Annotated in this window: 11 protein-coding genes and 1 pseudogene; 5 read left to right on the top strand and 7 right to left on the bottom strand. The window is 71.2% G+C overall.

Annotated elements, in window-relative coordinates:
* Nucleotides 1-7 precede the first annotated feature (7 nt).
* On the bottom strand, nt 8-973 hold the full coding sequence (locus tag CEB94_RS13365; RefSeq protein WP_175432437.1) for a metal ABC transporter substrate-binding protein: 966 nt from the start codon (nt 971-973) through the stop codon (nt 8-10).
* Between the two features lie 184 nt (nt 974-1,157).
* Between CEB94_RS13365 and CEB94_RS13360 the strand changes: the two genes are divergently transcribed.
* Complete coding sequence (locus CEB94_RS13360) at nt 1,158-2,540, top strand: glycine--tRNA ligase (protein ID WP_175432436.1); 1,383 nt, start codon at nt 1,158-1,160, stop codon at nt 2,538-2,540.
* Between the two features lie 61 nt (nt 2,541-2,601).
* On the opposite strand, the gene CEB94_RS13355 is transcribed toward CEB94_RS13360, so the two are convergent.
* Nucleotides 2,602-3,705, bottom strand: a complete 1,104-nt coding sequence (locus CEB94_RS13355) for an endonuclease/exonuclease/phosphatase family protein (RefSeq protein ID WP_175432435.1) — start codon at nt 3,703-3,705, stop codon at nt 2,602-2,604.
* Nucleotides 3,706-3,918: 213 nt separating this feature from the next.
* On the opposite strand from CEB94_RS13355, the pseudogene CEB94_RS13350 reads away from it, so the two are divergent.
* Together CEB94_RS13350 and CEB94_RS13345 are read left to right on the top strand one after the other, a co-directional pair.
* Nucleotides 3,919-4,317, top strand: a pseudogene (locus CEB94_RS13350) (LysE family translocator); the annotation flags it as partial.
* Nucleotides 4,318-4,722: 405 nt separating this feature from the next.
* A complete protein-coding gene (locus tag CEB94_RS13345; protein WP_175432434.1) occupies nt 4,723-5,463 on the top strand; it encodes a hypothetical protein in 741 nt (246 codons plus the stop codon).
* A 111-nt stretch (nt 5,464-5,574) separates the two neighbouring features.
* On the opposite strand, the gene CEB94_RS13340 is transcribed toward CEB94_RS13345, so the two are convergent.
* Both CEB94_RS13340 and CEB94_RS13335 read right to left on the bottom strand, forming a co-directional pair.
* On the bottom strand, nt 5,575-5,781 hold the full coding sequence (locus CEB94_RS13340) for a hypothetical protein (RefSeq protein WP_175432433.1): 207 nt from the start codon (nt 5,779-5,781) through the stop codon (nt 5,575-5,577).
* A 159-nt stretch (nt 5,782-5,940) separates the two neighbouring features.
* Entirely contained in the window at nt 5,941-7,386 is a 1,446-nt protein-coding gene (locus CEB94_RS13335) for an MFS transporter (RefSeq protein WP_175432432.1), read from the bottom strand.
* A gap of 78 nt (nt 7,387-7,464) precedes the next feature.
* On the opposite strand from CEB94_RS13335, the gene dusB reads away from it, so the two are divergent.
* Nucleotides 7,465-8,598: a tRNA dihydrouridine synthase DusB gene (gene dusB, locus CEB94_RS13330; RefSeq protein ID WP_175432431.1), complete on the top strand. Its 1,134-nt coding sequence runs from the start codon at nt 7,465-7,467 to the stop codon at nt 8,596-8,598.
* Here dusB and CEB94_RS13325 read toward each other — a convergent pair whose 3' ends face one another.
* The 3 genes from CEB94_RS13325 to CEB94_RS13315 form a co-directional block, all read right to left on the bottom strand.
* A complete protein-coding gene (locus CEB94_RS13325) occupies nt 8,599-10,398 on the bottom strand; it encodes a sulfatase-like hydrolase/transferase (protein ID WP_175432430.1) in 1,800 nt (599 codons plus the stop codon). It abuts the gene before it with no gap.
* A 153-nt stretch (nt 10,399-10,551) separates the two neighbouring features.
* The gene (locus CEB94_RS13320; RefSeq protein WP_175432429.1) at nt 10,552-12,489 is read right to left on the bottom strand and encodes an amylo-alpha-1,6-glucosidase; all 1,938 of its coding nucleotides are present in this window, start codon (nt 12,487-12,489) and stop codon (nt 10,552-10,554) included.
* Nucleotides 12,486-13,952 carry an MGH1-like glycoside hydrolase domain-containing protein gene (locus tag CEB94_RS13315; RefSeq protein ID WP_175432428.1) on the bottom strand — a complete coding sequence of 489 codons (1,467 nt, stop codon included), beginning with the start codon at nt 13,950-13,952 and terminating at the stop codon, nt 12,486-12,488. The genes CEB94_RS13320 and CEB94_RS13315 overlap by 4 nt, the downstream gene beginning before the upstream one ends.
* 121 nt (nt 13,953-14,073) lie before the next feature.
* Here CEB94_RS13315 and CEB94_RS13310 point away from each other — a divergent pair, with 121 nt between their 5' ends.
* The gene (locus CEB94_RS13310) at nt 14,074-15,276 is read left to right on the top strand and encodes an ROK family transcriptional regulator (protein ID WP_175432427.1); all 1,203 of its coding nucleotides are present in this window, start codon (nt 14,074-14,076) and stop codon (nt 15,274-15,276) included.
* The last annotated feature ends 206 nt before the right edge of the window (nt 15,277-15,482 follow it).

Raw genomic sequence — 15,482 nt, 5'->3', positions numbered from 1 at the left:
GGGTCGATCACTTGGCTCCCAGGGCCGCCTGAAGGGCCTTGAGGTTGGCTTCCATGACCTGGAAGTAGTCGTCGCCGCGGGACTTGTCGGTGATGCCCTCGAGCGGGTCGAGGACGTCCGTCTTCAGGTCCGCGTCGCGGGCGAGGGTCTTCGCGGTCTTGTCGGAGACCAGTGTCTCGTAGAAGACGGTGGTGACGCCGTCGGCCTTGGCCTCCTGCTGGAGCTCCCGGACCCGGGCGCCGCTGGGCTCGCTCTCGGGGTCGATGCCGGAGATGGCCTCCTGGGTGAGGCCGTAGCGCTCGGCGAGGTAGCCGAAGGCGGCGTGGTTGGTGAAGAAGACCTTGGACTTGGAGTTCTTCAGGCCGTTCTCGAAGTCGCTGTCCAGGCCCTTCAGCTTCGTGACCAGGGCTTCGGTGTTCTTCTTGTAGTCGGCCGCGTGGTCCGGGTCGGCCTTCTCGAAGGCCTTGCCGACGCCCTGGGCGATCTCGGCGTACTTCACCGGGTCGAGCCAGACGTGCGGGTCGCGGCCGTGCTCCTCCTCCTCGGAGTGGCCTTCCTCCTCGGAGTGGCCCTCCTCGCCCTCGTGGGTGTGGCCGCCGGTGCCGTGGTCCTCGAGGTGGGTCAGGCCGGCCGCGTCGATCTTGGTCTTGATGCCCGTCTGGCCGACGGCCTCGTCGACGGCGGGCTGGAGGCCCTTGAGGTAGAGCGCCGCGTCGGCCTCCTCCAGCTGCGCGCGCTGCTTGGTGCTGATCTCCAGGTCGTGCGGCTCCTGGCCGGGCTCGGTCAGGCTGGTGACGTTCGCGTGGTCGCCGCCGATCTGCTCGGCGAGGAACGCCATCGGGTAGAACGACGCGACGACGTCGAACTTGTCCGTGTTGCCCGAGGCCGCGCTGTCGCTGGAGCAGGCGGTCAGGGCGCCGAGGCCGAGAGCGGAGGCCAGGGCGGCGGGTATGAGGCGTCGTCGTACGTTCATGACACTCATTTTCAACAAATATGGAAACCGTTGTCAACAAACCGGCTGAAGAGCGGGATCCCGAGGGGGCCGGCGGTGGCCCGAGGGGGAGCGATTTGATTGAGGGGGCGCCCCCGCCGGTAACCTGAAGCATTCGCTGGAAGCATCTCGCTTCGTCGCCCGTCGTCGTAATGAAGAGAGCACCGTGGCCGCCGACAAGATCGACACCATCGTCAGCCTGAGCAAGCGCCGGGGCTTCGTATTCCCCTGCAGTGAGATCTACGGCGGCCAGCGCGCCGCTTGGGACTACGGCCCCCTGGGTGTCGAGCTCAAGGAGAACCTCAAGCGCCAGTGGTGGCGCTACATGGTGACGTCCCGCGAGGACGTCGTGGGTATCGACTCGTCCGTGATCCTGGCCCCCGAGGTCTGGGTCGCCTCCGGTCACGTCGCCACCTTCACGGACCCGCTGACCGAGTGCACCTCCTGCCACAAGCGGTTCCGCGCGGACCACCTGGAGGAGGCCTACGAGGCCAAGCACAAGCGCCTGCCGGAGAACGGCCTGGCCGACGTCAACTGCCCCAACTGCGGTAACAAGGGCCAGTTCACCGAGCCCAAGCAGTTCTCGGGCCTGCTGTCCACCCACCTCGGCCCGACCCAGGACTCCGGCTCCGTCGCCTACCTGCGGCCCGAGACCGCGCAGGGCATCTTCACCAACTTCTCCCAGGTGCAGACCACCTCGCGCCGCAAGCCGCCGTTCGGCATCGCCCAGATGGGCAAGTCCTTCCGCAACGAGATCACGCCCGGCAACTTCATCTTCCGCACCCGCGAGTTCGAGCAGATGGAGATGGAGTTCTTCGTCAAGCCGGGCGAGGACGAGAAGTGGCAGGAGTACTGGATGGAGCAGCGCTGGAACTGGTACACCGGTCTCGGCCTGCGCGAGGAGAACATGCGGTGGTACGACCACCCGAAGGAGAAGCTCTCCCACTACTCCAAGCGCACCGCCGACATCGAGTACCGCTTCCAGTTCGGCGGCAGTGAGTGGGGCGAGCTCGAGGGTGTGGCCAACCGCACCGACTACGACCTCGGCGCCCACTCCAAGGCCTCCGGCCAGGACCTCACGTACTTCGACCAGGAGGCCGGCGAGCGCTGGACCCCGTACGTCATCGAGCCCGCGGCCGGTGTCGGCCGCGCGATGCTGGCGTTCCTCCTGGACGCCTACGTCGAGGACGAGGCGCCCAACGCCAAGGGCAAGATGGAGAAGCGCACCGTGCTGCGCCTCGACCAGCGTCTCGCCCCGGTGAAGGTCGCGGTGCTGCCGCTGTCCCGCAACCCGGAGCTGTCCCCGAAGGCCAAGGGGCTGGCCCAGGCGCTCCGCCAGAACTGGAACATCGACTTCGACGACGCCGGCGCCATCGGCCGCCGCTACCGTCGCCAGGACGAGATCGGTACGCCGTTCTGCGTGACCGTCGACTTCGACACGCTCGAGGACAACGCGGTCACCGTCCGCGAGCGCGACACGATGAAGCAGGAGCGCGTCTCCCTCGACCAGATCGAGGGCTACCTGGCGGCCCGCCTGGTCGGCTGCTGATCGGGTTTCGCCGGGCCGCGGTGCCGGGTTCCTCCTCGGAGGGGCCCGGCACCGCCGCGTTTCACAGGTCCAGATCGACGGAGACGGCCGCGTGGTCCGAGGCGCGGTTGAACTTCGAGGTGACCGTGTCGAAGGACTTGACGGTCGAGGGCGCCCAGATGCCGCGCCGTTCGGCCTCCACGTGCTGCACCTGCTCCCACAGCGGCGGCGGCAGCATCACGTAGTCGAGCTTCTGGCTCTCGGAGTTGCCTGTGCCGTGCGTGCCCGGGGCGCCCCGGTAGGACGGGTGACTCATCACGTCCCGCAGGCCCGTGCCCAGCAGGGCCCGGATCGCCTCGCTGGACGGCTCGTCGTTGAGGTCGCCTGCGACCACGACGTACGGGGAGCGCTCCAGGGCGGCCTGATAGATCGACGCCACCCGCCGGGCCTGGGCGACGCGCAGTTCCGGGTCGTCGCCGCTCTGGCTCTTGAGGTGGTTGCCCAGCATCCACAGCGGCGTGCCGCCGATGTGGATCTCGTACTCCGGGCAGTCCCGGCTGAAGAGGTACGCGCCCGGACGGTCCGGGTCGGGGTCGAACACGTGGGACCGCATGGACGTGATCGGATGGCGGCTGAGGATCCCCACGTCGATGCCGCGCGGGTCGTTGCCGTCGATCACCATGTCGTAGGGGTACGGCGTCTTCTTCAGGCCGGCGCCCAGCACCTGCTCGTTGAAGCGGCGCAGGGTCGTGCGGTCCTCCACCTCCACGGTGAGCAGGATGTCGGCGTCGACCTCGGCGATCACCCGGCCGGTGTTGTGCACGGCCTCCCAGTCGAGGTCGTCACGGACCAGCTCCACCCAGCCCGTCCACCCCGGGCGGCCCTTGGCGACGATCTCGAAGGTGACGTGCTCGCCGCTGCCTCTGGTCTTGAACAGCGTGCCCTGGCCGCGCGTCTCGTTGACGAAGAACGGCCTGTCCTTGCGCGAGTCGTGCGCCCGGTGCTTCTTGAGGAGTTCGGCGATACGGGCCTTGGTGCCGTCGTCGTAGGTCTTCTGCTCCAGGAGGGAGACCAGCTCGGTGTAGTCGTCGAGGATCTCGCGGCGCTGCTTGTCGCCCGGCAGGCGGAAGACCTTGGGGCGGCGGAAGAGGTTCTCCGTGTTGAAGGTGGCGATACGGATCGTCATGGCGCGCTCCCTCGGGCGGCGCAGGAGTTCCGCGCGACCGGTGGGCAGGCGCCGCCGGGGAGACCGCTCGCCGGCACTTCCATTGTCGGAGCGGGTGTGAAGTGTGTCGAGCGGTGGGGGTCTTGAGGTCTTTGGGGTGCGGGGGACTGGTCCTGTAGCGCCGGGGCCGATTGGTCCTGTTCCCGGGGCGGGGACCGCGCCAGGGTGACGTGCATGAGCATCGCCTTCCTGCTGTACATGGCGTGGGCGACGGTGCGGGACAAGGAGGCGCTCGTGGTGGAGGAGCCGGAGGCCGCCCCGGAGGTGCCGGCGCGGCGGGTGATCGTGCGCGGGGTGCTGATCAACATCCTCAACCCGAAGCTGACGATCTTCTTCTTCGCGTTCCTGCCGCAGTTCGTGAGCCCCGGGGAGCCGCACGCGCTGCTGCGGATGACGGGGCTCGGCGGGGTCTTCATGCTGGCGACCTTCGTGGTGTTCGCCGCGTACGGCGTGCTGGCCGCGTCGGTGCGCCGGCACGTCGTGGGCCGGCCGCGGGTGATGGCCTGGCTGCGGCGGGGCTTCGCGGGCTCGTTCGTGGCACTGGGGGCGAAGCTGGCGTTCACGCCGCGCTAGCGGTATGCCGTATTCAATATCGCTGCATGTATAGACCAAGGCTGCCCTAATGTGCAGGAATTCGGCCACGCCCGGGGTTGTGATCTGTGTATTTATTTCGGCGGCGAGATAGTGGCCGAAAATAGACGACCTGACGTCGAGGCGGGCGTTCGTCGCGCTCCTACAAAACGCCTTCGAACATCCTGTCCGCTTCGGTGGAACCCGTGGAGGCCCTGGTAGATCCCGACATGTGGCGGCGATGTGATACCTGTCACCCCAGCCGCTCCAGTGATTACGAGTCGCACAGCTGCCTGATAGATATCGCTCTGCCTGCCGCTTTTTTCGGCCGCTCCGGCAGGCGAAAGGGACAGCATCATGGGAATCGAGCTGATCATTGTCGGGCTCATTTCCGGAGTAACTCAGGCGATGACATCGGACGCATGGGCCGCCGCTCGTGACCGCGTCGCCCGCACGCTCACGGACAACGCCGCCGACCGCGACGACCTCCTCGTACTCCTCGACCGGGACCGCGCCGCCGTCCGGGCCGGCGACGCCGGCCGTGTGGAGGCCCGCCTCGCCCACCGCTTCCGCCGGTACGCCCAGAGCCGTCCGGACGCCGAGGCAGACCTCCGGCAGTTGCTGGTCAGCCTGTCGAACGGGTTCCCCACCACGGCATCCCAGGACAACAGCATGCACATCCACGGGAACGTGGGCTCGATCATCGCCGCAGCGCCCGGCGCCACCGCCGCAGCGGGCAGCGTCAACCACGGGACGGTCAACGACGGCGTCATCAACGACGGCCGCATGAAAACCGGCGCTCTCGCCAACCGGGGCACGCAGGCGCCCTCGTCGGGGCAGACGGGCGGCGCCCGCCCCCGCTTGCTCGTGGGCACCCTGGGCGTCCTCGTCCTGGCCGGTGCCATCACGGGCCTCGCCTACGGCGGCGCCTGGGACGGCATCACCGACGGCGGGGAGGTCAGGACCTGCCGTCAGTTCCTGGACATGGACACCGCCTTCCAGAAGAAGACGCTCCACGACATCGCACGTGAGGTCGGCAACAAGGAGGCGGCGACCGACGAAAGCATCGTCGAGCACACCCGCTACAAGTGCATAGGCGCGGAGGACGAGCTCCTCACGGACGTCCTCGCCCCCACCGCGACTCCGTAACGCCGCCCGGCCGCACGACACCAGGGCCCGTCCGGCGCACCGCTGCGACGGGCCTTCGCTCTGCCCGTACGGATCACCGCGCCCGCTTCCACGGCCCGAGCCGCTCGTGCGTCACGCCGCCGTCGGATCCACCGTGGCCTGGTGGGCCTCCGCCAGGTGTTCCTCCGCCTTCAGCCAGGGCAGGAACTGGGCGCCTCTGTGCCAGCCGCAGGTGTCACATCTGATCGTGCGCTGAACGCCCGTCCGCTGCACCCGCACCACATGCTCCCGGCCGTGCTGGTCCCACCGGCTGACCTTGCTCGTGTCGATCTGCGTCATATCGCCTCCCGCGTCGAGGTGTCCGGCGGTCCGGTCCGCTCGCAGCAAGGAGTGTGCAGCAGGACCAACATCAACAGGGTTTCCCCGGAAGGCGGTTATCAGGCCGTATCAGGAACAGCGTGAAGGCAGCCCCGGACAAAGACGCCCCCGCGTGACGGCTCAGCCGCCCGTCCCGACGGTCTGCCGCACCTCCGCCGACTCCAGCCGCTCCGCCGCCCGCTCGGCGGTCCCGCGAGCCCACCGTCCGTTCGTCACCGCCCCGAGCGCCAGCACCGCGAACCCGCACACCGCCAGAATCCACCACCCGGGCCGTGCCGCGGACACGAACGTCTCCCGGTACGAGGACGAGCCGACGCCCGAGGCGAGGACCGCGCCCACCACGGCCACTCCCAGCGTCTGTCCGAGCTGCCGGCTCGTGGAGGCGACCGCGGCGGCCACGCCCGCCTGGGCGCGCGGCATGCCGGAGACCGCCGTGTTGGTGATGGGCGCGTTGACGAAACCGAAGCCGATGCCGAAGAGGACGTAGCCGGCGAAGAGCGTGACGTTCGAGGTCTCCGCCTCGAACGCGGCGAAGAGGACACCGCTCGCCGTCATCGCGAAGCCCGCGATCAGCAGGGGCGGGCGCGGGCCGCGCGTGCCCACCAGACGGCCCGACAGCGGCGCGCACAGGAACGTCGGGACCGCCATCGGCAGCATCCACAGGCCCGCCTCCAGGGCGGTCAGGCCGCGTACGTTCTGCAGGTACAGCGTGGACAGGAACAGGAAGCCGCCGAGCGCGGCGAACGCGCTGATCGCGATGACCGTCGCCCCGCTGAACGGCGCCGAGCGGAAGAAGCGCAGGTCGATCAGGGGCTCCGTGCGGCGCGGCTCGTAGCGGAGCAGGCCGGCGAGGGCCGCCACGGCCACGACGACCAGCGGGGCGATGGACGTGAACGGCGTGCTCGGCGCCTCGATGATCGCGTACGTGAGCGAGCCGAACAGCGCGATCACCAGCACCTGCCCCACCGGGTCGGGGCGGCGGGCGCGCGGCGCGCGGGACTCGGGCACGAAGCGCAGGGTGAGCAGCAGTGCCGCCAGGCCCACCGGCAGGTTGATCCAGAAGATGGAGCGCCAGCCGACGGAGTCGACCAGCAGGCCTCCGACAAGAGGGCCGGCGGCCATGGAGATGCCGACGACCGCGCCCCAGACGCCGATCGCCCGGGCCCGCTCGCGGGGGTCGGTGAAGGTGTTGGTGATGATCGACATGGCGACCGGGTTCAGCATCGAGCCGCCCACCGCCTGCACCATCCGGAACGCGACCAGCGCCTGAAGGTTCGGTGCGAGGGAGCACAGCACCGAGCCGATCGTGAAGACGACCAGGCCCGCCATGAAGACCCGTTTGCGGCCGATCCGGTCGGCCGTGGAACCCGCGAGCATCAGCAGCGAGGCCAGGACCAGCGTGTACGCGTCGATCGTCCACTGCAGACCCGACGTACTGGCGTGCAAGTCCTGCTGCATGGACGGCAGGGCCACGTTCAGGACCGTGTTGTCCAGGCTCACGATCAGCAGGCTCATGCAGCAGATCGCGAGCACCAGCATCCGGCGGCGGGGACTGGGCTCGGGCATGGGCTTCATCGTACGCCGACTTCGATAGTGTGGCTAACTAATGAATTTTGCCATCTCATTGCACGGCACAATGGAGGCATGTCCGCGCCCCTCCAGATCGGTCCGCACACCGTCCAGCCACCCGTCGTCCTGGCCCCCATGGCCGGGATCACCAACGCGCCCTTCCGCACGCTCTGCAGGGAGTTCAGCGGTGGCAAGGGCCTGTTCGTCAGCGAGATGATCACCACCAGGGCGCTGGTCGAACGCAACGAGAAGACCATGCAGCTCATTCACTTCGACGCGAGTGAGCGGCCCCGCTCCATCCAGCTGTACGGCGTGGACCCCGCGACCGTCGGCAAGGCCGTCCGCATGATCGCGGAGGAGGACCTCGCCGACCACATCGACCTGAACTTCGGCTGCCCGGTGCCGAAGGTCACGCGCAAGGGCGGCGGCTCCGCGCTGCCGTACAAGCGGAACCTGCTGCGGGCCATCCTGCGCGAGGCCGTCAGCGGCGCCGGCGAGCTGCCCGTGACGATGAAGATGCGCAAGGGCATCGACGACGACCACATCACCTACCTCGACGCCGGCCGGATCGCCGTCGAGGAGGGCGTCACCTCCATCGCCCTGCACGGCCGCACCGCCGCCCAGCACTACGGCGGCACCGCCGACTGGGAGGCCATCGCCCGGCTGAAGGAGCACGTGCCGGAGATCCCGGTGCTCGGCAACGGCGACATCTGGTCGGCCGAGGACGCCCTGCGGATGGTGCGCGAGACCGGCTGCGACGGGGTGGTGGTCGGGCGCGGGTGCCTGGGGCGGCCCTGGCTGTTCTCCGACCTCGTGGCGGCCTTCGAGGGGCGCCCCCAGGACATCGCCCGGCCCGCCCTCCGGGAAGTCGCCGACGTCATGGTCCGGCACGCCACCCTGCTCGGGGAGTGGATCGGGGACGAGGCCCGGGGCGTGATCGACTTCCGCAAGCACGTCGCCTGGTACCTCAAGGGCTTCGCGGTCGGCTCCGAGATGCGCAAGCGCCTGGCCATCACCTCCTCGCTGGAGGAACTGCGCTCCGGCCTGGACGAGCTGGACCTCGACCAGCCCTGGCCCGCCGGCGCCGACGGGCCCCGGGGCCGTACGTCCGGCAACAACCGGGTGGTGCTGCCGGACGGCTGGCTCAAGGACCCCTACGACTGCGCCGGGGTCGGCGAGGACGCCGAGCTCGACACCTCCGGCGGCTGATCAGCCCGTGGAGGGGTGCGGTGTCGAGCCGAACGCCTTCAGGAAGCGGTCGCGGAAGGCGCTCATCTTCCACACGGGCGCCTCGCGGCCGGGCTTGAGACCCTCCGTCCAGTTCCAGTCGGCGACCTTGTCCAGGACCTTCGGGTCCTTCGCCACGATCGACACCGGCACGTCCCGGCTCGCGCCGGTCCCGCTGACCCGGGCGATGGGCTGGTGGTCACCGAGGAAGACCAGGACGGTGTCGTCGGTGCCGTAGCGCTGAAGCCACTGGGTGAGGCTGGTGAGCGAGTACTGGATGGACTTGCCGTACTCCTGGCGGGACTTGGCGGTGTCGGTGATGACGTCCGAGGCCTGGTTGCCGGCCTTCTGGATCGCGTCGAAGACCGAGCCGTCGCCGAGTTCGTCCCAGCCGACCATCTTCGGGATGGGCGCCCAGGGCTGGTGGCTGGAGGTCAGGATGACGAACGACATCAGCGGCTTGTCGCGCTTCTTTCCGTGCACCTGCCGCTGGAACGCCTCCAGCGCGTACTGGTCGGGCATCGTCGACCAGCTGAACTTCGGGCCCCGGTAGCCCAGGTCGAAGGCGTCGTAGAGCTTGTCGAGGCCGTACCACTTCTCCTCCGGCCAGCCCTTCTGCACGCCCGGCATGACGCCGACCGTGTCCCACGCGCCGGTCTTCTGGAACGCCTTGGTGAGGGTGAGGTGGTCGCCGGCGCTGACCGTGCGGTACCGGCGCTGGTTGTCGATCCACAGGCCGGACATGGTCGTGGAGTGGCCGAGCCAGCTGCTGCCGCCGTAGGTCGCCGAGGTCAGCCAGCCGCTGCGGGCGGCGAAGCCGGCCTTCTCCAGGGCCCTGGTGCCGGTGTCGAGGGTGCGGTCGACGCCGGGGGCCATGACCGGGTCCTCGATCGCGCTGCGGCCGTAGCTCTCGATGAACGTGAAGATCACGTCCTTGCCGCGCAGATCCGGGAGCAGTTGGCCGGGCGGGGTGTTGCCGAAGGTGTCCGCCTTCGACTGCTTCACGAACGCCGCCTCGTCCCGCAGCGACTCCACCGTCCGCTGCGCGTGCACCCTGAGGGCCCCGGCGCCGCGCTCGGAGGCGACCGGGCCGCCGAACAGCGTCAGGCCCAGTGCGGAGCAGGTCACCCAGGCGGTGCCGGCGATCAGGGCGCCCTTGGTCGCCCGCACCCGGTGGCGGGCCAGCACGCTCGCGAGCCGGACCGCCGCCGCGACCATGACGGCCGCCACGAGCAGGACGAACAGCACCGCGCCGACGGCGGCGGCGGTCGCGACGCCCCCGCCCAGCGTGTCCTCGACGTACGCCTGCGCGTCGGGCAGCAGATCCCAGTCGAGCGCGGCGTTGAAGCCCCGGCCCAGGTACTCGTTGAACCCCATGTCGAGCAGGTTCACCGTGGTCAGGGCGGTGAGGCCGAGCCCGTACAGGACCGCCGCCGCCAGCCGGGGCCGGGGCGGCAGCGCCAGGACGACGACGGCCCCGATGACCGCCTCGGCCGGGATCCGCGCGAAGCTGACCGCTTTCAGCGCCGGGAGGGTGTTGGGCAGCAGCAGGGCCCCGAGGACCAGGACGGCGGCGAGGGCGGTGGTGGTCAGGTGGAGGGCGCGGGCGGCGCGGGGGAGGCGGGTGCGCCAGGTGCGGAGGCGGCTGAGTCGGGTCCCGGCTCCGGCGGTCTCCGCCTCCTCCGGGACGTCCGCCTTCTGGGCACGCTCCGGCTGGGGCTCGGCCCCGGACCTCCCGTCGCCCGGCCGCGACGACTGGTGGAAGCGTGTGAAGACAGGCACCCGGAGGTCCTTCCCGTTCAAAGCCCGGTGAGGTGGCGGACCCGCGTGGGGGTGCGGGTCCGCCACCGTTCCGTACGGGACGGTCCTCAGGTGTGTTCAGCCCGCCGGGCCGGCGCTCGGCAAACACCCGGCAAACGGCGGGCCAACCGGCCCTCAGACCACGCCGACCGCCGTGAGCAGCGCCAGCGGGGCCGACGCCGAACGGGATTCACGCACGCACGCGTGCGGGTACGGCACCGGCTCCGGGTGAGTGTCGCGGCCGTAGCCCGCGAGGACCTCCGGCAGCCGGTGGCCGGTCGTGCCCGCCGCGTCGACCAGGCCGTGGGCGATCGCGCGGGCCTCGTCGTGCAGCCCGTAGCGGGCCAGGCCCAGGGCGATCAGCGCGTTGTCGTGCGGCCAGACCGAGCCGCGGTGGTAGGAGAGCGGGTGGTACGCCGGCTGCCCGGCGGCGAGGGTGCGCACGCCCCAGCCGGAGAAGAAGTCCGGTTCGAGGAGCCGCCGTCCGACGAGTTCGCCGTACTCCTTGTCCAGCAGCCCCGACCACAGCAGGTGCCCGGCGTCCGAGGCCAGCGCGTCGACCTGCTTGCCCCGGCCGTCGAGCGCGAGGGCCGGGAAGGAGTGCTCCGGCATCCAGAAGTCCCGCTGGAAACGGTCGCGCAGGTCTCCGGCCGCCTGCTCCAGCAGATGCGCGTACGTCGCGTCCTGCCACACCGTGCGGGCCAGGCCCGCCGTGCGGCGCAGGGCGTCGTAGGCGTAGCCCTGGGCGCCCGCGGCCGTCACCGGGCCGTGCGGGCGGGTGCCTTCGGCGGAGCAGATGGCGCCGGGGGAGTCCTTCCAGTTCTGGTTGGCGAGACCGCCCTGGTCGGCGCGGTAGACGAGGTAGCCGCGCGAGGTCAGGCCGCCGTGGTCGAGCATCCAGGTGATCGCGGCCCGGGCGTGGGGTTCCAGGCGGTGGGCCAGGGCGGTGTCGCCGGTGTGCTCGGTGTACGCGCCGAGCAGGACGAGGAACAGCGGGGTGGCGTCGACCGAGCCGTAGTAGCGGCCGTAGGGGACCTGGCCGAAGTGCGCCAGCTCGCCGTGCCGCACCTCGTGCACGATCTTGCCGGGCTGCGCGATCCCGTCGGCGCCGGCCTGGGTGGCCTGGGTCGCGGCGAGCGCGGGCAGCGTGGCGGCGGCCAGCCGCGGCCGGTAGGGCAGGGCGAACAACGAGGTCAGCAGGGCGTCCCGGCCCAGCAGCGTCAGGAACCAGGGGGCGCCGGCGGCCGGGACGCGCAGCTCCTCGCCGTCCGGGCCGGTCGCCGGGACCTGGAGGGCCGCGAGGTCGGCGAGACCCCGGGTGCAGGCCGCGGCCAGCTCGGGCCAGCCGCTCGGGAAGGCCACGCCCTGGACGAAATCGCCCTCGCGGTCGCGGAGTCGCTCCTGGACGGCGGCGGGGGAGCGGGGAACGCGCAGGGCGCGCCGGTCGCCGTGCGGGCGGGCCATGACCCGCAGGGTCAGCTCGGCGGTGCCGTGCGGTGCGAGGTCCAGGCTCCAGGCCAGGCGGCGGGCGCCGGTGCCGGTCTCCTCCACGGCGTCCGGCCGGGGATCGGCCGTCACGGTCGTGACGGAACGCCATTCGCCGCGCCGGTAGGCGAATTCCACTCCGTGGCCGAGCACTCGGCGGGAGCGGACGGCGCCGGCCTTCGTGTAGGTGCGGTGGTCGGAGCGCAGCTCGAACTGGTCGGTGAAGTCGGCGTCGGCGGTGACCGCGAGACGGACCGTCGTCGGCACCGGGCGGTTGCTGGTGACGCGCAGCGACTCCACGAACGAGGAGTCCCCGACGGCCTGTTCCCGGAAGAGCGTGTACGCGGGCGGCTCGTCGCGGCCACCGCGCGGGACGAGCACACAGCGCGCGGTGTCCCCGTCCGCCACCGGAGTCAGCGTGTCGGGCACCGCCCCGTCGACGGTGAGCTGCCACCGGCTCAGATGCCGGGCGTCCCGTACGAACATGCCGTCCGGGGCGCTGCCGCCCCGGTAGCCGCTGATGTCGCCGCGGTCGCCGACGGCGGCGAACGTCCGGCCGTGCACGAGCAGATGATGCCGGTCCGTCATCCCCGGTCCCCTCCCTTGATCGCCGTGAGGCCGCTCCCGCCCCGTGCGGGCCGGTCGTGCAGCAGGTCGAGCGTGAGCGCGGCGGTCCAGCCGAAGCCGGTGACGCCGCAGGCCTGTGCCGTGTACGGGTCGACGTACTCCGCGAAGCCGGAGGCGCCGGCGGTGTGCAGCATGCCCTTGCGCAGGGCGTCGGCCCGGCCGCGCTCGCCGTGCAGCCGCAGCCCGCGCTCCAGCAGCCAGTTGGTGTTGAACCAGGCCGGGCCGCGCCAGTAGCGGTGCGGATCGAAGGCCTCGCCGAGCAGGTCGTAGCTCGGGACCAGGCGGGTCGTGCCGCCGAGGCCGAAGTGCGGGCCGCACATCGTGCGGACCAGGGTGGCCGCGAGGTCGCCGGGCAGGGCGGGCAGCAGCAGGGGGACGAGGCCGGAGACACCGCGCTCGGGGATCAGCTCCCCGGCGCGCACGTCCCGGCACAGGAACATCCCCGCCGCCGGTTCCCACAGCCGCTCCACCAGGGCCGCCGTCAGGCGCTCCGCGCGGACCTCCCGTGCCGAGTCCCGCGCGCCCAACTCGTGGGCGATCCGGGCCAGGGCGTACTCGGAGGCGACGAGCAGCGCGTTGAACGCCGGGTCCTCCACGGCGAAGTCGCCCGCCCGTCTCCCCCCACCGCCCTCAACCGCGGTCCTGCGGGCCGCCCCTCCGATTCCACCGTCGGCATACCCGCGGTCCCGGTAGTCGGCCGCCAGCCGCACGTACCGCCCGTAGTCCAGATCCGTCGGACGGTCGTCGGGGGCGCCGTGGTCGAGGTCGGCGCGGCGGAAGGAGCGGGCCGGGGCCGGGGTGACCCGGGACAGCGGACGGTCCCAGCAGGGGCTGTTGTCCATCCCCTGTTCCCAGGGGTGCACGACGGAGACCAGTCCGCCCCCGCCGAGGTCGCGCCGTTGCAGGAGGTAGCCGTGCCAGGCGGCCAGCCGGGGGTACGCCCGGGTGAGGAAGCCGCGCGCCCTGGACAGGCCGGGGTCGGCGAGGTGCACCAGCCACGCGGCCAGGGCGTGCACCGGTGGCTGCACGATCCCGGAGGTCTGTACGGTGCGCGGGGCGCCGGCGGTGCGCCCGGCGGCCGACGAGCGCCAGAAGTCGGGGCTCGGGAAGTAGGCGTCGAGGGGGACGGAGGGGTTGAAGACGATGTGCGGGACCCGCCCGTCCGCCCACTGGGCCGCCAGCAGCGTCTCCAGTTCCGTCTGGGCCCGTAACGGCGAGAGGTGCCGCAGGCCGATCGCGATGAACGCCGAGTCCCACGACCACTGGTGCGGATACAGACCGCGCGAGGGCACGGTGGACCTGCCCGTCCAGTTGCCCTCCAGCACCTGCGCGGCCCTGGCCTGCAGGGAAGGCGGCGCGGCGGCCGGATCGTATGCGATACCGCGCCTCGCGGGACGCGTGGTGAGCTGGGCGTTGCGATCCACTCGGGGCTCTCCCAAAGACGTACTCCTGACCAGGATCGGCAGGGGCTACCGTAGGGTTACGTCTATTTAACACGCAAAACCCAATATGTAATGCAGGGTTGGGAAACACAAGGGGGTGCGCATGACGGGACGCGTTCAGGCGAGCGCCGGCGATCTGCTCGAACTGGTGCGCAGTCGCCGCGCCGTGACCCGGGGTGCGCTGCAACAGGCGACCGGACTGTCCCGGGCCACCGTCGGGCAGCGGCTGGACCGGCTCTTCCGCGCGGGCTGGCTGCGCGAGGGCGCCGGGGGGCCGGTCGACTCCCCGCTCGGCGGCCGGCCCTCCATCACCCTGGAGTTCGACGACGAGCACGCGGTGGTCCTCGCCGCCGACCTCGACACCCGGCACGCCCGGGCGGCCGTGCTGTCGCTGAGCGGCGAGATCCTCACCGAACAGTCCGGCACCCTGGTCGTCGAGGACGGGCCGGACGCCGTACTCGGCGAACTCGGCCGCTGGTTCGCCGAGTTGCTGGAGAAGACGGGGCACGGCGCCGAGGCGGTCTGCGGGGTCGGCCTCGCGGTGCCCGGCCCGGTCGACACCGAGACGGGCCGCGTCGTCCAGCCGCCGATCATGCCCGGCTGGGACGGCTACGACATAAGGGGCCGGCTGGCCCGGGCGCTCACCGAGCACGCGGGCGCCGCCGGGGTGCCGGTGCTGGTGGACAACGACGCCAACCTCATGGCGTACGGCGAACAGCGCGCCGGCCACCCCGACTGCTCCGCCTTCGTGCTGGTCAAGGTCTCCACCGGCATCGGCGCCGGGGTCGTGGTGGACGGCTCGGTGTTCCGGGGCGTCGACGGCGGCGCCGGCGACATCGGGCACATCCGGGTGCCGGAGGGCGCCGAGGCGCTGTGCCGGTGCGGTGCGTACGGCTGTCTGGCCGCCGTCGCGAGCGGCGGCGCGGTGGCACGGCGGCTGGCGGAGGCCGGGGTGCCGGCGGCCTCCGGCTCGGACGTACGGGACCTGCTGGCGTCCGGGCACCCCGAGGCGGTCGGGCTCGCCCGGGAGGCCGGGCGCCGGGTCGGGGACGTCCTCGCGACCGTCGTGACCCTGCTCAACCCCGGCGTCCTGATGATCGCCGGGGATCTGGCCGGAACTCCCTTCCTGACGGGCGTACGCGAACTGCTCTATCAGCGGGCTCTGCCCCGCTCCACCGCCCACCTGGACGTGGTGACCGCGCGGCTGGGTGAGCGGGCCGCGCTGGTCGGGGCCGGTGCGATGGTCGTGGAGCATCTCTACGCGCCCGAGCGGGTCGAGGAGCGGTTGCGCGCGCTCGGGGTGTGACGGCCGCGTTTCGGTCCCGGGACGCGTCCGCATGGTGAAATCCCGGCGGCTGTGGCAGCGTGATTCTCGCCACCCCTGATGAGGGTTGCGCTCAGATGAGCGGATCTTGGGCGACTGCACTTCTCCAAAGGGTGGCACTGAGTGCCACCCTTTGATCGTTCATCGAGCGAAATCAAATGGGCGGAATCACTGCTCACATGAGCGCT

The organism is Streptomyces hawaiiensis, from assembly GCF_004803895.1.
Classification (GTDB): Bacteria; Actinomycetota; Actinomycetes; order Streptomycetales; family Streptomycetaceae; genus Streptomyces; species Streptomyces hawaiiensis.
The sequence above is the reverse complement of the archived record's forward strand: the minus strand, read 5'-3'. Positions and strand labels throughout refer to the sequence as shown.